This is a genomic window from Hyphomicrobium sp. 01T421 (assembly GCF_056398805.1).
Genome location: NZ_JBFTQC010000001.1, coordinates 1,108,533 through 1,129,543, shown reverse-complemented (window position 1 = coordinate 1,129,543; position 21,011 = coordinate 1,108,533). Strand labels below are relative to the sequence as shown.

The 21,011-nt window shown below is 62.0% G+C and carries 16 protein-coding genes and 1 pseudogene; 3 read left to right on the top strand and 14 right to left on the bottom strand.

Annotation, left to right across the window (positions count from 1 at the left end; genetic code table 11):
* Positions 1 to 148 precede the first annotated feature (148 nt).
* Positions 149 to 955 (top strand): transcriptional repressor LexA, encoded by an 807-nt coding sequence (gene lexA, locus AC1DK3_RS05190; protein ID WP_477191201.1) that lies wholly within the window; start codon positions 149 to 151, stop codon positions 953 to 955.
* Positions 956 to 994: 39 nt separating this feature from the next.
* On the opposite strand, the gene AC1DK3_RS05185 is transcribed toward lexA, so the two are convergent.
* Positions 995 to 3,358 (bottom strand): ComEC/Rec2 family competence protein, encoded by a 2,364-nt coding sequence (locus tag AC1DK3_RS05185; RefSeq protein ID WP_477191200.1) that lies wholly within the window; start codon positions 3,356 to 3,358, stop codon positions 995 to 997.
* Positions 3,359 to 3,471: 113 nt separating this feature from the next.
* Between AC1DK3_RS05185 and gltX the strand changes: the two genes are divergently transcribed.
* Together gltX and gltA are read left to right on the top strand one after the other, a co-directional pair.
* Positions 3,472 to 5,013: a glutamate--tRNA ligase gene (gltX, locus tag AC1DK3_RS05180; RefSeq protein ID WP_477191199.1), complete on the top strand. Its 1,542-nt coding sequence runs from the start codon at positions 3,472 to 3,474 to the stop codon at positions 5,011 to 5,013.
* A gap of 186 nt (positions 5,014 to 5,199) precedes the next feature.
* Entirely contained in the window at positions 5,200 to 6,510 is a 1,311-nt protein-coding gene (gene gltA / locus AC1DK3_RS05175; RefSeq protein ID WP_477191198.1) for a citrate synthase, read from the top strand.
* On the opposite strand, the gene lpxB is transcribed toward gltA, so the two are convergent.
* The 13 genes and pseudogenes from lpxB to tsf all read right to left on the bottom strand — a co-directional run bounded on the left by lpxB (position 6,471) and on the right by tsf (position 20,908).
* Entirely contained in the window at positions 6,471 to 7,733 is a 1,263-nt protein-coding gene (lpxB, locus tag AC1DK3_RS05170) for a lipid-A-disaccharide synthase (RefSeq protein ID WP_477192878.1), read from the bottom strand. The two genes, gltA and lpxB, sit on opposite strands and share 40 nt — an antisense overlap.
* A gap of 429 nt (positions 7,734 to 8,162) precedes the next feature.
* Positions 8,163 to 8,957: pseudogene (locus tag AC1DK3_RS05165) on the bottom strand (LpxI family protein); the annotation flags it as partial.
* A gap of 20 nt (positions 8,958 to 8,977) precedes the next feature.
* The gene (lpxA, locus tag AC1DK3_RS05160; RefSeq protein ID WP_477191197.1) at positions 8,978 to 9,784 is read right to left on the bottom strand and encodes an acyl-ACP--UDP-N-acetylglucosamine O-acyltransferase; all 807 of its coding nucleotides are present in this window, start codon (positions 9,782 to 9,784) and stop codon (positions 8,978 to 8,980) included.
* The gene (gene fabZ / locus AC1DK3_RS05155; protein ID WP_477191196.1) at positions 9,777 to 10,280 is read right to left on the bottom strand and encodes a 3-hydroxyacyl-ACP dehydratase FabZ; all 504 of its coding nucleotides are present in this window, start codon (positions 10,278 to 10,280) and stop codon (positions 9,777 to 9,779) included. Before fabZ ends, lpxA begins: the two co-directional genes overlap by 8 nt.
* Positions 10,281 to 10,328: 48 nt before the next feature.
* Complete coding sequence (gene lpxD / locus AC1DK3_RS05150) at positions 10,329 to 11,390, bottom strand: UDP-3-O-(3-hydroxymyristoyl)glucosamine N-acyltransferase (RefSeq protein ID WP_477191195.1); 1,062 nt, start codon at positions 11,388 to 11,390, stop codon at positions 10,329 to 10,331.
* A gap of 189 nt (positions 11,391 to 11,579) precedes the next feature.
* The gene (gene bamA, locus AC1DK3_RS05145; protein WP_477191194.1) at positions 11,580 to 13,976 is read right to left on the bottom strand and encodes an outer membrane protein assembly factor BamA; all 2,397 of its coding nucleotides are present in this window, start codon (positions 13,974 to 13,976) and stop codon (positions 11,580 to 11,582) included.
* Positions 13,977 to 14,260: 284 nt separating this feature from the next.
* A complete protein-coding gene (rseP, locus tag AC1DK3_RS05140) occupies positions 14,261 to 15,403 on the bottom strand; it encodes an RIP metalloprotease RseP (protein ID WP_477191193.1) in 1,143 nt (380 codons plus the stop codon).
* A gap of 61 nt (positions 15,404 to 15,464) precedes the next feature.
* Positions 15,465 to 16,709, bottom strand: coding sequence for a 1-deoxy-D-xylulose-5-phosphate reductoisomerase (locus tag AC1DK3_RS05135; RefSeq protein ID WP_477191192.1), 1,245 nt, complete (start codon positions 16,707 to 16,709; stop codon positions 15,465 to 15,467).
* Between the two features lie 4 nt (positions 16,710 to 16,713).
* The gene (locus AC1DK3_RS05130; RefSeq protein ID WP_477191191.1) at positions 16,714 to 17,586 is read right to left on the bottom strand and encodes a phosphatidate cytidylyltransferase; all 873 of its coding nucleotides are present in this window, start codon (positions 17,584 to 17,586) and stop codon (positions 16,714 to 16,716) included.
* 11 nt (positions 17,587 to 17,597) lie between these two features.
* Entirely contained in the window at positions 17,598 to 18,356 is a 759-nt protein-coding gene (locus AC1DK3_RS05125) for an isoprenyl transferase (protein WP_339085102.1), read from the bottom strand.
* A gap of 72 nt (positions 18,357 to 18,428) precedes the next feature.
* On the bottom strand, positions 18,429 to 18,992 hold the full coding sequence (gene frr, locus AC1DK3_RS05120; protein ID WP_477191190.1) for a ribosome recycling factor: 564 nt from the start codon (positions 18,990 to 18,992) through the stop codon (positions 18,429 to 18,431).
* An 82-nt stretch (positions 18,993 to 19,074) separates the two neighbouring features.
* Positions 19,075 to 19,806 carry a UMP kinase gene (gene pyrH, locus AC1DK3_RS05115; protein WP_477191189.1) on the bottom strand — a complete coding sequence of 244 codons (732 nt, stop codon included), beginning with the start codon at positions 19,804 to 19,806 and terminating at the stop codon, positions 19,075 to 19,077.
* Positions 19,807 to 19,984: 178 nt separating this feature from the next.
* Positions 19,985 to 20,908: a translation elongation factor Ts gene (gene tsf / locus AC1DK3_RS05110; protein ID WP_477191188.1), complete on the bottom strand. Its 924-nt coding sequence runs from the start codon at positions 20,906 to 20,908 to the stop codon at positions 19,985 to 19,987.
* Positions 20,909 to 21,011 lie beyond the last annotated feature (103 nt).

Sequence of the window (21,011 nt, the reverse complement as noted above, 5' to 3'; positions counted from 1 at the left end):
GGATAACGCGGGGCGCGCTTGCGGAACGAGACAAGAACGTGTAGCGTACATACATGATTTGTACCGTCATTCAGCGGGTGCCCGATCGGTGGTCAGCGTTTCGGCCCACGGTCCCCGCGCAGCCATGGAAGGCTTGAGACGAAACGCGATGCTCACCGAGAAACAGAAAGACCTCCTGCTCTTCATCCATGCGCGCATGCAGGAACGCGGCGTGCCCCCATCCTTCGACGAAATGAAGGATGCGCTGGATCTGAGGTCTAAATCCGGCATTCACCGGCTGATCACGGCCCTTGTGGAGCGCGGGTTCATCCGCCGGCTGCCGCACAGGGCGCGGGCGATCGAAGTGATCAAGCTGCCGGATAATCAGACCGGCGGGCAGACAGGCGTCCAGAATGGCGGCCAGATTGGTGGCCAGGCGGTTGCGCCAAATGCCGGCCACCACGCGGGCCACACTTCAGGCGCGTCCGTCGCATCCATGCCCCAACGTGGCGGCTTCCAGCCCAGCGTGATCGAAGGCTCCGGGCCGCGGGCGAGCGTTTCTCCGCCGCCGCCGTCGCACATCATCGATGCGCGGACGGTATCGATCCCCGTCATGGGGCGGATCGCTGCCGGTACGCCGATCAGCGCCATTCAAAACCACACGCACGACATCGCCGTGCCGCCGGACATCCTGACGAACGGCGAACATTTCGCGCTCGAGGTGAAGGGCGACTCGATGATCGAGGCGGGTATCCACGACGGCGATACCGTCATCATCCGCCGGTGCAATAACGCCGAGAACGGGGACATCATCGTTGCGCTCGTCGAAGGCGAGGAAGCGACGTTGAAGCGGCTTCGCAAGAAGGGCTCGACGATTGCGCTCGAAGCGGCCAACCCCGAATTCAAGACGCGCATTTTCGGGCCCGACCAGATCGACATCCAGGGCCGGCTCGTGGGGCTGTTGCGGCGCTACTGAGCTGCTACTGAGTGACTACAGAGCTGGGCGCAGAGGGAGTTACTGGGCGTCGTTGGCGGCCGGCACGGCATTCGTGAACTCTGCTGTGAACTCTGGCTCAAAGTCCGGCTCCTCGCCCGGATCGCTCTCGGCGAGCGTTCGCGGCTCGACTTCAGCTTCCGCCATTGACCGCGGAGGCGCCGCAGCCGGTGGCGCTGCGCCGGGTGTCTCTAGGATGCGGGGTTTCGGAAGGCCGCCGCGCGTTTTCCTTTCGGGCATGACGCTCCACGGCCGCTCGCCGCGGCGGGATGCGACCGTCTCAAGGCGAACGCGCGGCTCGGGGTTATCATCGCTTCGATCGATGTAGAGGGCGTAGGAGCCGTTACGCCAACGGTCGAAGACGTCGATGACGGTCGCCGGCACCGCGCAGTCTTCGGGCTTCGGGTCATTGATCACCAGCACATCGGCATTCAAGCAATCGTCGGTCACGGCTGCCGGATGCCGGGCGACCGCGACCGTTGCGCCTTTGACGTGGGCAATGCAGCCGACCGCATCACACGAGAACGCGTCGCCGGATTGCGCGTCGCGCGCCGTCCGGCCGTCTCCGTCGTATTCGAGCCAGCGGTCCAGGTCGTATTTCGCGCCCTTGTTCGGGAGTGCTGAAAGTTTTCCGGACGTATCGCGCACGGCGATCAGGCCTTTCTGGCCGATGAGGATATCCGGGCGTGACATCAATGGCGCTCCGAGCAGGCCCAGAACGAAGAGAGCGACGCCGAAGAGCCGGATTCGCGTTTGCCAAAGCGAAAGCCAAATTCCGCCGGCAAGCATGAGAATGAATGCGAATGCCGGGATTTCCGGAAGGTGGCCGACGGCGCCGGGCAGCGCGCCGACCTTGTTCGCGCACCAGGCCATGCCTTCGATGCCCCAACCCATCGGCTTCAGGCCGAACCATTCAAGCCCGAACGGCATCAGAACCATCGCCAGCAATGCTGCGGGCATAACGATGATGTTGCAGATCGGGATGGCGATCATATTGCCGAGCACGGCATATTGCTGGCTCTGGTGAAAGTTATAGGCGGCGAGCGGAGCGACGGCCACGCTCGCGATGAGTGTCGAGGCGACGATCTCGCCGAAGAATTTCAGCACCTTCAGCGCCGGGTGCGGCCTCGACTGACGTCCGAGAAAATTACTCAATGTTTCGTGCGACGCGATCAGGGCCGTGACGGCGGCAAAGGACATCTGAAAGCCGGCGTCGAGGAGGCTTTCGGGATAGACGATGAGGATCAGGAATGCGGCGAGAGCGACGTTTCGCAACGCCAACGCGGGGCGATCGAGAAGGACGGCTCCGAATATGATGAGGATCATCAGCGCCGAGCGCACGGTTGCAAACTGTCCGCCGGAAATGGCGAGATAGGCAATCGCGCTCAGTATTCCCGCTACCGCCGCGATCTTCTTGATCGGCATCGTCAGCGCGACTAGCGGAATGGCCGCAAGCAGCAGGCGGACCGAATAGAATACGGCGCCGGCCGCGATCACCATGTGCAGGCCCGAAATCGACAGGATGTGAAAGAGGCCCGAATTTTTGAAGGCGTCATTCGTCGCGGCGGTGATCCCTCCGCGCTCGCCAGTGATCAGCGCCAGCGCGATCTCGCCGGTTTCTCCCGGCAGCGCCTGGCGAATGCGCGCAGCGATCGCTTGGCGAATATTTTCGATGGAGCGCCGGTACCACTGAGAAAGCGTGCCGCTATCGCTCTGACCCTCGATCTGAGGCGCCGCGAACGCGTAGCCAACGGCGCCGACGGAATCGAACCATGCCGTGCGAGCGTAATCGAAGCCGCCCGGAAGCGGAGGTTTCGCGGGCGGCGACAGGTTTGCCTTTATCCGGATGCGGTCGCCGGGCGCCGCGGGCGAACGCGCCGACATCGTGCGCACGCGAATGACTGCCGGCGTTTGCTCGGCCGCGAGGCCTGCGATGCTCGGCGATTTGATCGTGAGGCGCTGGCCGCGTGGGATCTTCGCTTCGACCATCGTCACGGTGCCGGTGATTTCGACGCCGTGGAGCGCCTTGGTCAGAACCGGCGCGCGCACCGCTTCGACGCGCAATTTCGCGATTGCAAATCCAGTTCCGGCCAAGACAAAGGCCGTCATCATGATTGCAGCCAGCGTTCCTCCGCGGACGGCCATGCGCAAGATGAGCGCCAGCACGAGGGGCGCGCAGGCGATGATCGCTGAGGGCTCGATGGGTAATGCGAAGTAGGCCGCGATGCCGCCACCGAGACAGACCGGAGCCCAAAGGAAAAAGCTTTCCCGCTCGGCTTCGAGAAGAAGCGCAGCGCTGCTGATCCCGCGCTCGGGGAGCGCCGGAAATCCGATCTCTTTCGCCGCCTCCCGACCTAATTCCGATCCCGCCGCTTCGACTGACATGCCCCGCCCAACGCGCTGCCGAAGGCCGGTATTTCCGCCCTCTTAACTTGTCCCACCTCACATGCTACGAGCGGAACTTCATTCCCTCAATGGCAGGCGAGCAAAAAGGTCCAATGTCCGTGACCACTACACCGAGTGCGCCCATCGTACGATTTGCACCCTCTCCTACAGGGTATCTGCATATCGGAGGGGCCCGCACGGCGCTTTTTAATTGGCTCTATACCCGCGGCCGCGGCGGACGCTTCCTTCTGCGCATCGAGGATACCGATCGCGAGCGCAACAACGAGGCCGCGGTGGCCGCGATCCTCGACGGCGTCAAATGGCTCGGCCTCGACTGGGATGGCGATGTCGTTTCGCAGTTTTCGCGCGCCGACCGGCATCGGGAGGTCGCGAACGAACTGCTGAAGCGCGGCGCCGCCTACAACTGCTATTCCTCGCCGGCCGAGATCGACGCGGCGCGTGAGAAGGCAAAGGCCGAGGGCCGTCCGCAGATCTTTCTTTCTCCCTGGCGGGATCGCGATCCGCAGGATGCACCGAAGGACGTCAAGCCGGCGGTCCGCCTCAAGGCGCCGCGCGAGGGCGAGACGATCGTCAACGATCACGTGCAGGGCCGCGTCGCGTTTCCGAACAAGGATCTCGACGACCTGATCATTCTCAGATCAGACGGCAATCCGACGTACAATCTCGCCGTCGTCGTCGACGATCACGACATGGAGATTACGCACGTCATCCGCGGCGCCGACCATTTGACCAACGCCGCACGCCAGACGCAGATCTATCAGGGCATGGGGTGGACCGTTCCGGAGTTCGCGCACGTGCCGCTCATTCACGGTGCGGATGGCGCGAAGCTCTCGAAGCGTCACGGCGCGCAAGGCGTCGAAGAATACCGCGACATGGGCTACCTGCCGGTCGCGCTCCGCAATTATCTCGTGCGCCTCGGCTGGAGCCACGGCGATGACGAGATCATCTCGACCGACGATCTTCTCCGCTGGTTCGACATCGACGGTATCAACAAGAGCCCGGCGCGGCTCGACTTCAAGAAGCTCGACGATCTGAACGGGCACTACATCCGCGCATCAGGGGACGAAGAACTCGAAGCGCACGTGCGCGGAATGCTGCCTCATCTCAATTTTCAGGCGCTCGTGGAACTGCCGTCCGATCCGAAAGCGCCGGTACGCCCCGACATCGCACTGGCGCGCGAAGTGTTGCGGCAGCTTCCCGCCGTTTCGACGGGCAAGGAACTCGCAGATCTTTTCGCCGCCAAGGGATGGGAAAAATTCACGGCGGCCATTCCGTCCCTCAAGGAACGCTCGAAGACGCTTGCGGAACTCGTTGGCGGAGCACTGTTCATCGTTGCCGAGCGGCCGCTCAAACTCGAGGATAAGGCAGCGAAGCTTCTCGGGCCGGAAGGCCGCGCGTCGAACGCCGAGATTCTCAAGCTGCTTTCGGGTGTCTCCGAGCAGGAATGGTCCGCGGCCCTCCTGGAAGCGAAAGTAAAATCCTTCGCCGAGGAGAAGGGTTTGAAACTCGGCAACGTCGCGCAACCGCTTCGGGCCGCGCTGACGGGACGCGCGGTTTCGCCCCCGGTGTTCAATGTGCTCGAAGTGCTCGGCCGCGACGAGAGCCTCGCCCGCATTGGCGACGCCGCCGGTTAACCCGGAATCCGGATGTCTTAACGATCTCTTGCCGCACCGCAAAAAATCCGTTAAATCCTTCAATAGCCGACTGCTTTTGTGAAGGCCGCCGACCATTCTCTGGGCCGCCCACATCGCGACCTATATACGGGGAATGCGATAGTTACTTCAGGCATCGGCGTGTCTTCCGGGGCGAAGGTGGCGATCATGAATATTCACGACAAAGCTTCAAAGGGCGCGACCAAGCCCAGCGCGACATTGACGGTCGACAACAAGCAGGTTCAGCTCTCGGTGCGTTCCGGTACCATCGGCCCTGACGTCGTCGACGTCGGCAATCTCTACAAAGACACCGGCTGCTTCACATACGATCCCGGCTTCACCTCGACGGCGAATTGCAAAAGCTCGATCACCTATATCGACGGCGATAAGGGCGAACTGCTCTATCGCGGCTATCCGATCGATCAGCTCGCGGAAAATACCAATTTCTTAGCGGTCTGCTATCTGCTGCTTTACGGCGACCTGCCGACGAACGGCGAATTCATCAATTTCCGCAAGACCATCACGAACCACACGATGGTTCACGAGCAGATGACGCGGTTCTTCACCGGATACCGGCGTGACGCGCATCCGATGGCGGTCATGGTCGGAACGGTCGGCGCGCTGTCATCGTTCTATCACGACTCGACCGACATCAACGATCCGGCGCAGCGCGAAGTCGCGAGCCAGCGCATGATCGCGAAGATGCCGACGATGGCGGCCATGGCCTACAAATATTCGATGGGCCAGCCCTTCATCTATCCGCGCAACGATCTCGATTACACATCCAATTTCCTGCAGATGTGCTTCGCCGTTCCGTGCGAGCCCTACGTCGTCAATCCCACCATCTCGCGTGCGTTGGATCGCATCTTCATCCTGCATGCCGATCACGAGCAGAACGCCTCGACCTCGACGGTGCGGCTCGCCGGCTCCTCGGGCGCCAATCCTTTCGCGTGCATCTCGGCCGGCATCGCTTGCCTTTGGGGCCCCGCACACGGCGGCGCCAACGAAGCTGCGCTCAACATGCTGAAGGAGATCGGCACCGTCGATAAGGTTCCTGAGTATGTGAAGCGCGCCAAGGACAAGACGTCCGGCTTCCGGCTCATGGGCTTTGGCCATCGCGTCTACAAGAACTACGATCCGCGCGCCAAGGTGATGCAGAAGACCTGCCACGAGGTGCTCGATGCCCTCGGCCACAGGGACGATCCTCTGCTCAAGGTCGCGATGGAACTCGAGCGCATTGCGCTTCAGGACGAGTACTTCATCGAGAAGAAGCTCTATCCGAATATCGACTTCTATTCGGGCATCACGCTCAGGGCGATGGGCTTCCCCGTCGATATGTTCACCGTGCTGTTCGCAGTCGCGCGCACGGTCGGATGGATCGCGCAGTGGAAGGAAATGATCGAGGACCCGGAGCAGCGCATCGGCCGCCCGCGCCAGCTCTACATCGGCCCGCCGCGGCGCGATTTCCCGGCTGCCTGATCGGCGACATCCGAAAGCACGACTTGAAGCACGACCTGGGCTGCCGCCTCACTTGGACTTGAGGCGGCGAGGCGTAGCTTTTGCGGGGCCAGGGAGAGTCCGTCGAGCTGCTCAGTGCGCGCATCGCTGTCGCTCATAAGCGGTTCGATGGCGTTCGCTAGATTTTCGGCCGTGCACGCTTCCTGCAGATATTCGGGATAGACGTTCTTGCCGATCACGAGGTTCGCCAGCACGATGCTCGGCACCTTCAACAGGAACCGCAGGTTCGCCATCACCACGTCGACCTTGTAGGCAACGACCGATGGTGTGCCCGCGAGCGCAAGTTCAAGCGTTACGGTGCCCGATGCCGCGAGGGCAGCGCGCGCAAGGCGCATGGCGGCGTATTTATCATCCGTGTCGACGATGTGCGGTTTCGGCGTCCATGTCGCCGTCTTCGCGGCGATGCGATCGCGGACATGCTTGACGGCCGGGATGACGACCTCGATCGGGCCCTTGGCGGATGAGACGCGCGCGACGGCCTCGCCGAACACGTCGATCAAACGCTCGACTTCCGATGTCCGGCTTCCGGGCAAGACGAGCAGCACCGGACGATCCTTCGGGATACCGAGGCGCGATGCGAGGCCGCTCGCATCGGCATTCTGAATGTCATCGAGCTTCTCGATCAGCGGATGGCCGACGTAGGTGCACGGCGGGCCGCCGAGACGCGCGTGCGCTTCCGGCTCGAACGGCAGCAGCGCCAAGACGTGATCGACGTAGGGGCGCATTTTCTTCGCGCGTCCCGGCCGCCAAGCCCAGACGCTGGGACTGACATAGTCGACGATCGGAATATTCGGCGCGCGCTTCCTGATGCGCTTCGCAATCGGGTGCGTAAATTCAGGGCTGTCGATGATGACGACGACGTCCGGCGCGAAAGCGATGGCGGCATCGACGGTCTGGTAGACGCGGCGCAGGATACGCGGAAGCTTTGGCAATATGGACAGCGGGCCCATGACTGCCACGTCTTCGATGGGAAAGAGCGAGCGAAAGCCTTCGTGCGCCATCTCCTCGCCGCCGACGCCGGAAAAGACGATCGGCGCGGGATGCAGGTTCGCGAGGGCCTTGATCAGTTTGGCGCCGAGCGCGTCGCCCGAGTGCTCGCCCGCCACCAGGAATATTTTCAACGGCTTCGGCCCCTCTCCCAACGCCACGCCAGATGTCGAACGCTCAGGCGCCGCGACAAACATCGCGGACCTGTTTGCCAACTGAATGACTGGGGAAGATTTTTCGAGAGCCGAGCCGTTTCCGGTGATTGCAACGCCGATCAGGTGAGCGCTTTCAGCTGCAGTGATCAGAGCTTCGTCGAGCCCGTAATCCGGTCCGACGACCAAGACGCCACGGCGGCGCGTACTTTTACCGCGAAGCGTTCGCACGCGTTCGGCGACGGCGATGGGATCTTCCGAGGAGCCGACTGCAAAGACGCGCCCGCCGTCGATGACGATAGCCGAGCCGCCGCCGAATGGCGAAAGCGCCGATAAAGCGCCCGCGGCTCGCGCGATATCCGCCTCGGCCGAGGGGTTCATCGGAAGATCGCCCAAGGTCCGTGTTTGGATGTTCGGAGCGCGCCCCGGTTCCGCTTGCCTTTCCTCGGCCTTGATCCCGGCGACGAACAGCCCTCGCTCATCGGCGAGCGCGATCATCTGCGAACGGTTGGCGGCGAGGACGTGATCGGCCATGACGGCGATGCCGCAAAGCCCCGCTGCGTCGGCCTGGGCGATGGTATTCGGTCCGATGGCCGGTAGATCGACGCGCAGATCCTGGCCGGGCTTCGGACGCTTGACGAGAACGCCGTAACGTTCGCGATCGCCCCGCGCTGCGCGCGCTTCGGCGACGCGCTTCAGCATGCGGTCCGTACCTTCGGCGCCTTCGATTGCCTCGATGCGGCCGCGGCTGACGACCACCGCTTGTCCGATATCGTAGCGGCCGAGAGCGGCGACGAGATCGAAGCCGCGCGCGATGTCTGCAGCGTTTTCCGCCGAGGCTGAGGCTTTCGTCAGGCTGCCTTCGGCGACCAGAAGTTCCGGCGCAACGTCGCCGACACCGACGACGGTTAAGCCCTGTCTATCCAATACGCCGAGCAGGCCGCGTAGAACCGCATCGTCGCCACCGGCCTTAAGCAGACGCAATACGTTAGGCAGCTCACGAAAAAATGCGAAGTCGGGCCGTGCGTTGCGAAAGCTCGGACGTGCGCCACCACCGAGCACGAGGATTTCGCGAATTCCGGCACGCTTGAGAGCGCTCGTTACGCGGCCTAGCTGGGCCCAGTTCACGGCCGTATGCGGGAATTTTTCGAGCGCCGCGTCGGCCCCGTCGAGCATGATAATGTGGACCGCGCCACCATGATCGACGACGCTTTCGGCGACCTCAAGAGGAAGCGAGCCGGCGCCAGCAAGGATACCGATGCGCTTCATCGGACCGTCCATGGGCGGTTTCAGCTCTCTTCGCCGTTCTTCGGCGTGCACAGCGAGCGCTTGCCGCCCTGGCGAATGAACGCGAGGATTTCCTGCACGGAGGCATGGCCCGCGAACTCTTCGGCGACATCTTCGACGCGTTCGCTCAGCGTGCCTTCAGCGGCGAACAGCAGCCGGTAGGCGCGGCGGAGATCGTGAATATCGTTACGGGAAAAACCACGCCGCTGCAGGCCGACGATGTTGAGGCCCGAAAGATAGGCGCGATTGCCGATCGCCATGCCGTACGGAATCAAATCGTTCTCGAGACCCGACATGCCGCCGACGAAGGCGTGATGACCGACGCGGGCGTACTGAATGACTGCGGCGCCGCCGCCGATGATCGCGAAATCGCCGACGTTGCAATGGCCCGCGAGCATGACGTTATTGGAAAAGATCACCCCATTGCCGACATGGCAATCGTGGCCGACGTGGCTATTGGCGAGGAATGCGCAGCCGTTGCCGACGCTCGTAACCGAGCCGCCGCCCGCGGTGCCCGGGTTCATCGTTACGCCTTCGCGAATGATGCAGTCCGACCCGACGGTCAGCGAGCAGGGCTCGCCCTGGTATTTCAAATCCTGCGGCTGATGGCCGATCGACGCGAACGGAAAAATGCGCGTGCCGGTGCCGATCTCCGTCGTTCCGGCGACGACGACATGGCTCACGAGTTCGACGCGCTCGCCGAGCGTTACCTCGCGGCCGACGACACAGAAGGGCCCGACCTTCACCCCGGCGGCTAGTTTTGCCCCGTCTTCGACGACGGCCGTCGGATGGACTTCCACTTCAGCCATTTTGGCTCGCAAATGCGCGCGCATCGGCGGTGTCCGCCAGCATGGCGCTGATTTCGGCCTCGGCCACGGTTTTGCCGTTGACCTTCGCTTCGCACTTGAAGCGCCAGACGCGGCCGCGATTGCGGACCTTGCGCACGTGGTAGTGGAGCTGGTCGCCCGGCAGCACGGGTTTCCGAAACTTGGCGTTATCGATGCCCATGAAATAGACGAGCTCGGCCTTGTAGTCCTGGCCGACGTTCGAAACGCAGAGCGCGCCAGCCGTCTGCGCAAGGCCCTCGATGATGAGCACGCCCGGCATCACCGGAAACTGCGGGAAGTGGCCTTGAAAGAACGGCTCGTTGATCGTGACGTTCTTAACGCCGACGCAGCTCTCGTCGGCGTCCATGTCGTACATCCTGTCGACCAGCAGGAACGGATAGCGATGCGGCAGGAGCTTCATCACCCGGTTGATATCCGCGGTGCCCAGGGTTTTGACCGCCGTTGCCTTGCCTTCCATCGTCGTGTGCTCCAAAAAATTATGCTCGACCGATGAGCCTGCCGGGCGTCAGCCTTCTTCAGGCTCCGGCGTACCGTCCTCATAGCTGTCTTTATCGCGCGCGACGAGCCGCTTGATCATGGCCTGTTCACGGGCGGATTCGCGCAGTGGTTTTGCCGGAGTGCCGAAATAACGGGCGCCCGGCGGCACGTCATGCGTCGGGTGCGAGGCCCCGCCGACTTGTGCGCCGCTTCCGATCTTGATGTGGCCGACAGTTCCGGACTGGCCGCCCATGATGRCAAAGTCGCCAAGTTCGGTCGAGCCCGAGATGCCGCACATCGAGACGATCACGCAATGGCGACCGATAATCACGTTGTGCGCGATCTGGACGAGATTATCAATTTTTGAGCCCTCGCCGATGATCGTATCCTTAAGGGCGCCCCTGTCTATGGTTGTATTTGCCCCTATTTCCACGTCGTCCTGGACGATCACCCGGCCGATTTGCGGCACTTTGAGGTGGCCCGTGCGCCCCATCGCGAAGCCGAAGCCGTCCTGGCCGATGCGGACGCCGGAATGGATGATGACCCGGTCGCCGACGAGCGCATGTGTCACGGTCGCCAGTGGGCCGATAAAGCAATCGCGCCCGATGGTGACGCGCGCCCCGATCACCGCACCCGCCGCGATACGCGTTCCGGCCCCGATTTGAGCCTCACGGCCGATAATGGCGCCGGGCTCGATCATTACGCCGGCTTCTAGGACCGCCGTCGGATCGATCGGTGGCGCGCCTGCGGTCGTCACCAGCGGCTGCATGGCGCCGGGATAGAACAGCGCCAGGGCGCGGGCAAAGCCATGGTAGGGCTGCTTGGTGATGAGCGCCGTCGTTCCAGCCGGAACGCGGTCCGCGATTGCCGGAATGACGAGACAGGCACCGGCCTTCGTCGCGTCGAGCTGGGACAGATACTTCTTGTTGTCGATGAAGGAGATATGGCTCGGGCCTGCTTCGGAAAGCGGGCGCACGTCATCGATTTTGACCGCCGGGTCTCTGCCGTTCGCGATTTCCGCGCCGACAGCCGCTGCGACTTTCGAGAGCGCAAACGGTCCGGCGCGTTCAAAGAATCCGGGATGCTCCATAAACGCCGCCTCCGGTCGCCTTTGTTTCAGATCTGTCAATGTTGGAAGCGTTGAATGAACGACCCGAAGGATGTTGGCAAGACCCTGGGGAAATTAGCCCATTCAAGTAGGTGATAACTCAATGAAAAAGAGCGGCGCTTTTGACGCCGCTCTTCAAAAGTCAAGTCGCTCGGCCGTTCGGCTCAGACGTTAGAACTTCGTCTGGGCGCCGAAGCGGAAGAACTGCGTCTGGTCGTATGCCTGCTTCGTCAGGACCTTGGCGAAGTCCATACGCAGCGGACCGACCGGCGAGTTCCACATCAAGCTGCCACCGACCGACGAACGGACGGAGTCGCTGTCACCCAACGTGTCCGTACCAACGGACTCGATTGCACGCTTTGCACCTCCCGTCGCGTCCCACAGCGAACCAGCGTCGGCGAAGACGGCGGCGCTGATGCCGAGATCGTCAGGCACGTAAGGGATCGGGAAGCGGACTTCAGCAGTCGCAGCCCAGTACTTCTGACCACCAAGCGCATCCGAGTTGGGCGAACCTGGACCGATGTCGCGGGGGCCATAACCCGAGCGGTCGAAACCGCGGATCGTCTCGCCGCCTTTGAAGAAAGCGTCGAGCAGTCGAACGTCCTCGCCACCCCAGCCCTGGATCACGCCGCCGATGGCGCGGCCGACGAAGGTGATCTTGTCGGTGATCGGGTAGTAGAAGCGGCCTTCCGCGTTGACGCGCCAGTACTGAGCATCGCCACCAAGGCCAGCGAAGTCGTTGGCGACCTCGATGTAATAGCCGCGGTTCGGGTTCTGCGCGTTGTTGCGCTTATCGTAGCTGATCGTCGTGCCGATCAGCGACGTCCAATAGCCGCTGTTTTTGCAGTCGGGCGTATCACCAACTTTGAAATCGGTGGCGCCACAAGCCTCCTTGATCGCAGCCGAAGCATTGTTCGAGACGTTGAAGATTTCGTCGCGTGAGAGCGAGTAGGCCGTCTGCATCCAGAGGTTTTCGGCGATCGGGAAGCCGAGACGGACCTGACCGCCCATCTTCTTCTGTTCGAAGCCGGACTGCTGCGTGTAGTCGAGCTGCTTATAGAAGAGGTCGAAACCGGCAGAGAGGTTACGGTCGAGGAAGCGCGGCTCGGTGAACGAGAAGTCCGCCTGCAAGCGCTCGAAGGAACCTGCGAGCTTCAGTCGAACGAACTGGCCGTTACCGAACAGGTTGCGCTCGGTGATCGAAACATCGCCGATGACGCCTTCACTCGTCGAATAGCCGGCGCCGAACGAGAGTTCGCCTGTCGACTGCTCTTCAACAACCACATCGAGAACGACGCGATCGGGTGCCGATCCGGGACGCCGCTTGACGTCGACGTTCTTGAACAGGCCGAGCGACTGCAATCGCTTCTTCGCGCGGTCGACCATGAGGCTGTTGAAGGCGTCGCCTTCAGCCAAACGGAATTCGCGACGGATGACGAAGTCTTTGGTGCGCGAGTTGCCGATGACGTTGATGCGCTCGATGTAAACGCGCGGGCCTTCGTCCACGACGTAGGTGATCGCGATCGTGCGGCTCGCGACATCCGGGATCGGGCGCGGACGAACGCGCGCGAAGGCATAGCCCTTATCCGCGATGCTGAGCGTCAGCCGCTCGGACGTCTTGTCGATCTGAGAGGCGTCGTAGACCGTGCCGCTTTGCGTCAGCAGATCGGTCGTAAGCGTGCTGCTGTCGATATCCGGCAGAGAGCTTTCGACGTTGATCGCACCGAAGGTATAAGGCTGGCCTTCGTCGATCGCGAACGTGATCAGGAAGCCCGAACCATCGGGGTCGATCTCAGCGTTCGCGGCCGTGACGGTCGCGTCGGGATAGCCGTTCTTGAGATAGTACTGACGGACGAGCTCGCGATCGAGATTCATGCGGTCAGGATCGTAGATCGACGTGCCCTTCAGGAAGTCGAACCAGCCGACCTGCGTCGTCGAGATGATGTCGCGCAGCTGGCTATCGGAGAACGCGTGGTTGCCCACGAAGTTGATGCCCTTGACCTTGGTCGCGTTGCCTTCGTCGATTTCAAAGACGAGGTTCACGCGGTCTTGCTCGAGCTGAATGATTTTCGGCTCGACGCTGGCAGCGAAGCGGCCCTGCCTGCGGTAGACGTCCAGAATACGCTGCACGTCGCCCTGCGCCTTGGCGCGGGTGAAGACGGAGCGCGGCTTCAACTGGACTTCACCAGTCAACGTCGCGGTGTCGACCTCGCTGTTGCCTTCGAAGGCAACCTGGTTGATGACCGGATTTTCTTTGACCGTGATGACGACTGTCGAGCCCTTGTAGTCCATCGAGACGTCGGCGAAGAGGCCGGTCCCGAACAGGGCCTTGATCGACGCATCGATCTTGGAGGCGTTGTATGCGTCGCCCGCACTGAACTGCAGGTACGAGCGCACGGTTTCTGGTTCGACGCGCCGATTACCGACGACTTCGATGTTCTTGATCACGCTTTGGGCGGACGCAGCACCTGAAATCCAGGCGGCATCACCCATCGCGACCACCGGCGAGAGGACTAGAAGCGCCAAAACAAGGCGCAGTCCCGCCAAGATGATCTTAAATTTCTGCATACGCGGAATAGCCCCCGTGTGCCGCCGACCCCCAATTTCACATGCGCGCTGTCGGCGGCAGCGTCACACTCATGCGTAGTGTTGTTATTAGAGTTTTTATTGTTCTTGTCGGTCGTTTCTTATGGTCGTTAAGGCTCTTAGTTCCCACCGCAGCCGATCCAAGACTCCAACTCGGCCCCCCGATTCGAAGACTTAACCTGCTGCGCACCATACCGCTTTTAACGATTCAGAAAGCCTCCGGAAAGTGGTAAGTTTACGTCACTCTACAGGGAATCGGCAGGCGTTCAGCCGGTACCGACCAAACGTCGCCAAACGTTCAAAATGTCGTTGAAATTGACGAAAACCATCAACATCATGAGCAGCGCCAAACCGACCTGGAAGCCCATCTGTTGAAGGCGTTCGCTCGCGGGCTTTCTGCGGATTGCCTCGAACGCGTAGAACATAAGGTGACCACCGTCGAGGACGGGAATCGGCAGCAGGTTCAGGAAGCCAATGTTTGCCGAGATGAAGGCGATCCATCGCAGCATCGGCTCAATTCCAAGCTCGGCGACCTTGGCCGTCACCTCAGCCATCATGATCGGACCGCCCATTTGCTCGGCCGACTGGCGACGCGTGACAATGTCGCGCAGACCAGCCAACGTCTGCGTTAAATTGACATAGGTTTCGGAAACGCCGAGCGCGACCGCTTCCGGCAGGCTGACCTGGACGGTCTTGACCTTGTCCGGGGTAATGGCGCGCTGAATGCCGATGAGACCACGCCTAAACGTCCGGCCCATCGCATCTTTTTGCTCGTCGACGTTTGGCGTCGCGTTGAGCGTAATCGTGTCGCTGCCGCGTTGAACGGTAAACTTCAGTTCTTCGCCGGCGCTCGAGCCCACGATGCGCTGGAGGTCGTCGAACTTGTCGATTTTGGTGCCGTCGATCGCGAGGATCGTGTCGCCCGACTTGAAGCCCGCCCGCTCGGCCGGAGAATTGGCGACGACGGCGTCAACGAGCGGCGGCAAAATGCGAATGCCGACCGTGGCGTTGATTGCCGAATAGAGGACAATGGCGAGGAGGAAGTTGGCGATCGGTCCGGCCGCGACGACCGCTGCGCGTGCACCAACGGATTTCGAGTGAAACGCCCCTGCCCGATCGGCTGGCTTCAGGTGCTTCTCGCCGCCGAAAGACGACGCGTTTTCGTCGTCGATGAACTTGACGTAGCCGCCGAGGGGAATCCACGCGAAGCGCCAGCGCGTTCCGTGCTTGTCGTAAAAGCCAAAGATTTCAGGGCCGAACCCGATAGAGAAGGTTTTAACGGTGACGCCGCACCAGCGCGCCACCAGAAAATGCCCCAGCTCGTGGATGAAAACGACGAGCGTCAGCACCAGGAGGAACATGACCCCGTATTGCCAGATCCCACCTGCGAGCGACGTCAAAAATTCCATTTGAAAATCCCTTGAGTGCTGAATCGAACAGCGGAAAGCCCGAGCCTAAGCGCGAGCCGCCCTAATAGCCACTGAGTTTGTCTTCCGACAGATAGCGAGCGAGCTCGTCCACGGCCAGTATATCGTCCAGTGTTTCCGCAGGGCAAATGGCACCCTGCCGCTCCGCCGCCTCGAGCGTGTCTTCGACGAGGGCGGCGATGTCCAAAAACCTGATCCGGCGGTCCAGAAAAGCCTTAACGGCGATCTCGTTTGCGGCATTCAGTACCGCGGGGGCCGTGTCGCCTCGCCGCATCGCTGCGCGGGCGACGCGGAGCGCCGGAAAACGGGTTTCATCGGGTGGTTCGAACGTCAACGTTGCGAGACGGGCGAGATCAAGCTTTTCAGTCGGCGCGATCATCCGGTCGGGCCAAGCCAGCGCGACAGCGATGGGGGTGCGCATGTCCGGCGCGGCCATCTGGGCCAGCACCGAGCCGTCGACGTAGCTCACAAGGCAATGGACGATCGATTGGGGGTGTACGATGCAATCGAGCGCATCGACCGAGACCGGAAAGAGGTGAAATGCCTCAATCAGCTCGAGGCCCTTGTTCATCAGGCTGGCGCTGTCGATCGTGATTTTTGCGCCCATCGACCAGTTGGGATGCTTCAGAGCCTGCTCGGGCGTCGCCGCCGCGATCTGCTCGTGGGTCCAAGTTCGAAAAGGTCCGCCCGATGCCGTCAGAACGATCTTCTCGATCGAGTCGGGGTCGGCTCCCGCCAACGCCTGGAAGGCTGCGGAATGTTCGCTGTCGACGGGCAAAAGCTCAGCGCCGGAGCGCGCGACCGCCGCGGTGAAGACGTGGCCGGCGGAGACGAGGCATTCTTTGTTCGCGAGTGCGACGCGGGAGCCCTGGGACGCGGCTGCAAATGTCGGCTGCAGCCCGGCCGCGCCAACGATTGCCGCCATGACGCAATCGGCGGGCTCCAGAGCCGCTTCCACGAGCGCCGAGGCGCCGCCCGCTGTCCGAATGCCGGTTCCCGCGAGTGCGTCCCTCAGCTCTCCCAAGCGGCTTTCGTCGCCGATCACCGCGAGCTTGGCTTTGTGAAGGCGCGCGAGGTTCGCCAGTTCCTGGGCGTTCGATTGCGCGGTCAGAGCGACAATCTCGAAGCGCTCCGGCGTGCGGCCGACGAGATCGAGCGTGCTCGTTCCGATCGACCCTGTCGCGCCGAGAACGGTCAGTCGCATAACTCGAGACGCGGCTGGCGAACCAAGACGAGCCGCTGACGCTTTCTCAGGCAACCGGTAAGGAACGCTCGTTGTCACTGCCATTCGCTTATGACCCGTAAAGAAGAGCGCGCGCCGGCGCATAGGCATCAATCGCAAGGCCGATCAGGGCCGCAAGGACGCTCGCGGTCACGATGCCGTCCATGCGATCCATGAACCCGCCGTGGCCCGGTATCAAGCCGCCCGAGTCCTTCAATCCGAAGTGCCGTTTCAAGGCCGATTCCGCCAGATCACCACACTGCGCCACCAATCCTGTGGCAAGACCGAGGCCCGCGAGCCAAAGCGGTGAGCCCGAACCGGTGAAAAACGAAAAAAGCAGGCCCGCAAGGCCAGCGGCAGTGATACCGCCCAGAAGGCCCGACCAGGTCTTGTTCGGGGAAATCGCCGGCCAGAGCTTCGGTCCGCCGATGGTCCGCCCCGAGACGTAGGCTGCGATATCCGTCACGGCAACGGCGATCAAAACGAACAGCGTTGCAAGAAATCCCAAAGGTTCGTCCGATCTCAGCCAAACGAGCGCAACGACCGGCAGCGCCGTGTACATCACGCCGGCGCCGGAGAGCCGCGCCCGGCCGGATCCTATCGCCAGGGCCGCCACGACGGCAGCGCCGACGACTGCCGTCAGGACACTCAGGCCGGCCATATCGTTGGTCACAAGGACAGCCGCGATGAAAACCGCGATGATGTGGACGGCTAGCGCGCGGTCCGGCATTTCGCCTCGGACGATCCGGCCCCACTCCCAGCTCATCGCCACCGCGATCAGAAACGTCAGCACGGCGAAGGCGGCGGGGCTCCAGTAGAGCATCGCGAACGCAACGATACCGATGGCGACGCCCGACGCGATGCGCAGCCTCAACTCGCGCGGGATGAAATCGAGCGCGCCTCCGAGAAACGGCCGTTGATTGTCGGGATTATCGGCCGGCATTTTCCAAACCTTCAAGCTGTCGAGCGTTTGGACAAGCCGCCGAAGCGACGTTCGCGCGAGCGAAATTCTGCGAGGGCGACTTCGAACGCCGCCTTGTCGAAATCCGGCCAATAGCAGTCCAAAAACACAAATTCCGAATATGCCGTCTGCCACAGCAAGAAGTTGGAAAGCCGCATCTCGCCCGACGTCCGGATCAACAGGTCGGGATCGGGAATGCCGGATGTATCGAGCGCGTTGGCGATGCGCTCGACGGTGATCTCGGACGGATCGAGTTCGCCTGCCGCAACTTGCTCGGCGAGCTTTCGCGCCGCTCCCGCGATTTCGGTGCGCGAGCCGTAATTGAAGGCGATGACGAGCGTCAAAACATCGTTGCCGCGGGTCAGCTCGACGGCTTCATCGATCAAAGTCGTCAGCTCGTTGTCGACGTGCTGGCGCTGGCCGATGACGCGAATGCAGACGCCGGCTTCATGCAGTTCGGCAAGATCGCGGCGGATGAAGCGCTTCATCAGCCCCATGAGATCGTCGACCTCTTCGACCGGCCGGTTCCAGTTCTCTGACGAAAAACTGAAGATCGTCAGGTAAGTGATTTTGAGTTCGATCGCTGCACGGACGGCGCGGCGAACGGCCTCGACGCCCTGGCGATGGCCCAACGCTCTCGGCAGCCCGCGCTCCCGCGCCCACCGCCCGTTTCCGTCCATGATGATCGCGACGTGACGCGGAGGGACCAGTACGCCGGACCCATCGTCGGTAGGCTTAGCTGCTGGCGCCACTGTCGAATGGCCTCTGGAATCAAAATCTCAAAATCAGTTACACGACTTACTGCCCCCGAAAGGGCCGGGAGATCAAACCTTCTGAATTTCGGCTTCTTTTGTGACGAGCGTAGCGTCGATCTCCTTGATGAGGCGATCTGTCAGCTCCTGGACCTTATCGGAATTACCCCGATGGTCGTCCTGGCTCATTTTGCCGTCTTTCTCAAGTTTCTTCAGAACGTCCATCGCCTCGCGCCGGACGTTGCGGATCGAGACCTTCGCCTGCTCGGCATACTTGTGCGCAAGCTTGACCAATTCCTGGCGGCGGTCGGCCGTCAGCGACGGAATTGGAAGGCGAAGAATCTGGCCGTCCATAATCGGATTGAGACCGAGATTGGCTTCACGGATCGCCTTATCGACGGCCATGACGTTGCTGCGATCCCAGACCTGAACGCTAATCATTCGCGGCTCTGGAACGGAGACCGTCGCGACCTGATTGAGCGGCATCCGCGAGCCGTAGACCATCACCTGGACAGGGTCGAGCAGGTTGGCGCTGGCGCGCCCTGTCCGAAGCCCTGAAAACTCGCGCCTCAACGCGTCGATCGAGGCGCGCATGCGCGTTTCGATTTCTTTGATGTCGTGAACTACCAATGCCATTTTCCTATTCCTCCCAGCGCGCGAAACCTCAAACCGCAGCTGCCGTCAACAAGGCCGCGCGAGGTTGGGCTTTCAGCGGCGTTCAGCCGGCTCCCTCGATAAGGGTCTGGCGAGCTTCTCCGCGCAGAGCTTTCAAGAGATTTCCCGGTTCGTCGATTGAAACCACAATTAGCGGAAGTCCGTTATCCCGGGCAAGGGCAATGGCCGCACCATCCATCACTTTGAGATCCTTGGCCAAAACCTCCGAATAGGTCAGCCGGTCGTAGCGGACTGCGTCCTTGTGCTTCTTCGGGTCGGCCGAATAGACGCCGTCAACCTGCGTCGCCTTCAAGACCGCATTACAGTTCATCTCAATGCCGCGCAGAACGGCTGCCGTATCGGTCGTGAAAAAGGGGTTTCCGGTGCCGGCTGCGAATATCACGACGTTGCCCCGGCTGAGGTACGACAGGGCCTTCGGGCGAACGAAGCTTTCGCAGACCGTCGGCATCGGAATTGCCGAAAGGACGCGAGCCTGGACGCCGCGATGATCCAGCGAATTCTGGAGGGCCAGCGCGTTCATCACGGTGGCGAGCATGCCCATGTAATCGGCCGTGGCGCGGTCCATCCCCTTGGCCGCACCGCCGAGGCCGCGGAAGATGTTGCCACCGCCGACAACGATCGCGATTTCGGCGCCTTCGGCCACGGCGGCGGCGATATCGTTCGACAAACGGTCGGCGACGCCCATGTCGATGCCATAGGGCTGCGAGCCCATCAGAGCCTCGCCGGAAAGCTTCACCAGCAGCCGTTTGTATTTGAGACCCTGCGCTCCAGGCATCGGCGTCACTCCCCTAGGCACTACCATTGGCACGACAATCTGAGATGGCACAAAAAACGGCCGGTCGCGAGGACCGGCCGGCTGATACCTAACGCTCTGAAGCGATTCCATCCAGCCTTTACCGGGCCATTCGGCCCGGCGGGCCAGCGTCTACCGGGCCACTCGGCCCAGCGTTCGCTTAGCCGCCGCTTGCGAGCTTGCGGACTTCCTCGCCGAAGTCTTCTTCCTTCTTGTCGATGCCTTCACCGAGCGCGAAGCGGACGAAGCCTGCGACCTTGATCGGTGCACCGACTTTGCCCTCGGCTTCCTTGACGGCCTGCGCGACCGTCTTGGTGGTGTCGTGGATGTACTGCTGCTCGAGCAGGCAGTTTTCCTTGGCGAACGCCTTGATGCCGCCGGAGATGATCTTCTCGAGAACGTCCGGCTTCTTGCCCTGGTTCTTGTCGGCGAGAATGGCCTTCTCGCGCTCGATCACTTCGGCCGGCACTTCGGAAATGTCGAGTGCGACGGGGCTAGCGGCTGCGACGTGCATTGCGATCATGCGCGCCAATTCGAACAGCGTCGGCTCGTCGCCGGCACTTTCGAGAGCGACGAGAACGCCGATCTTGCCGAGGCCATCGGCCACGCGGTTATGAACGTAGTCGGCGACGACGCCTTCCTTGACGGCAACTGCTGCCGTCCGGCGAACAGTCATGTTCTCGCCGATCGTTGCCACTGCTTCCTGGATCGTCGTTTCAACGGTGTTCTTGCTGCCGGGATAGGTTGCAGCCAAAAGCGCCTTGAGATCGCCCTTCGCGGCCGGAGCCAGCGCAGTGACCTCGCGGACGAGCGTCTGGAACTGCTCGTTACGGGCAACGAAATCCGTCTCGGAGTTCACCTCGACAACGGCGCCCTCACGGCCCTTCGCGACGATACCGATGAGGCCGTCGGCTGCGACGCGGCCGGACTTCTTCGCGGCCTTCGAAAGGCCCTTCTTGCGCAGCCAATCTACGGCTGCTTCGATATCGCCGTTCGTCTCGGTCAGCGCCGTTTTGCAATCCATCATGCCGGCGCCGGTCATATCGCGCAGCTTCTTCACATCTGCAGCGGTGATCGTCGTCATTCTGTCACCTATGAGGTTCGAGGCGCCACGATGGGCGCCTCATATCAGTTCATTCACAGTCGCGCTTCAAGGGCACGACAGTTCGATGTCGGACACCAACGCC

Coding starts and splice junctions, on each gene's coding strand:
- rseP (WP_477191193.1), bottom strand. CDS start 15,403: ATGGAATTTTTGACGTCGCTCGCAGGTGGGATCTGGCAATACGGGGTC.
- pyrH (WP_477191189.1), bottom strand. CDS start 19,806: ATGCCTGGAGCGCAGGGTCTCAAATACAAACGGCTGCTGGTGAAGCTT.
- AC1DK3_RS05135 (WP_477191192.1), bottom strand. CDS start 16,709: ATGGCAGTGACAACGAGCGTTCCTTACCGGTTGCCTGAGAAAGCGTCA.
- gltX (WP_477191199.1), top strand. CDS start 3,472: ATGTCCGTGACCACTACACCGAGTGCGCCCATCGTACGATTTGCACCC.
- bamA (WP_477191194.1), bottom strand. CDS start 13,976: ATGCAGAAATTTAAGATCATCTTGGCGGGACTGCGCCTTGTTTTGGCG.
- fabZ (WP_477191196.1), bottom strand. CDS start 10,280: ATGGAAGGCAAGGCAACGGCGGTCAAAACCCTGGGCACCGCGGATATC.
- gltA (WP_477191198.1), top strand. CDS start 5,200: ATGAATATTCACGACAAAGCTTCAAAGGGCGCGACCAAGCCCAGCGCG.
- tsf (WP_477191188.1), bottom strand. CDS start 20,908: ATGACGACGATCACCGCTGCAGATGTGAAGAAGCTGCGCGATATGACC.
- lexA (WP_477191201.1), top strand. CDS start 149: ATGCTCACCGAGAAACAGAAAGACCTCCTGCTCTTCATCCATGCGCGC.
- lpxB (WP_477192878.1), bottom strand. CDS start 7,733: ATGTTTGTCGCGGCGCCTGAGCGTTCGACATCTGGCGTGGCGTTGGGA.
- AC1DK3_RS05185 (WP_477191200.1), bottom strand. CDS start 3,358: ATGTCAGTCGAAGCGGCGGGATCGGAATTAGGTCGGGAGGCGGCGAAA.
- frr (WP_477191190.1), bottom strand. CDS start 18,992: ATGGCATTGGTAGTTCACGACATCAAAGAAATCGAAACGCGCATGCGC.
- lpxA (WP_477191197.1), bottom strand. CDS start 9,784: ATGGCTGAAGTGGAAGTCCATCCGACGGCCGTCGTCGAAGACGGGGCA.
- AC1DK3_RS05130 (WP_477191191.1), bottom strand. CDS start 17,586: ATGCCGGCCGATAATCCCGACAATCAACGGCCGTTTCTCGGAGGCGCG.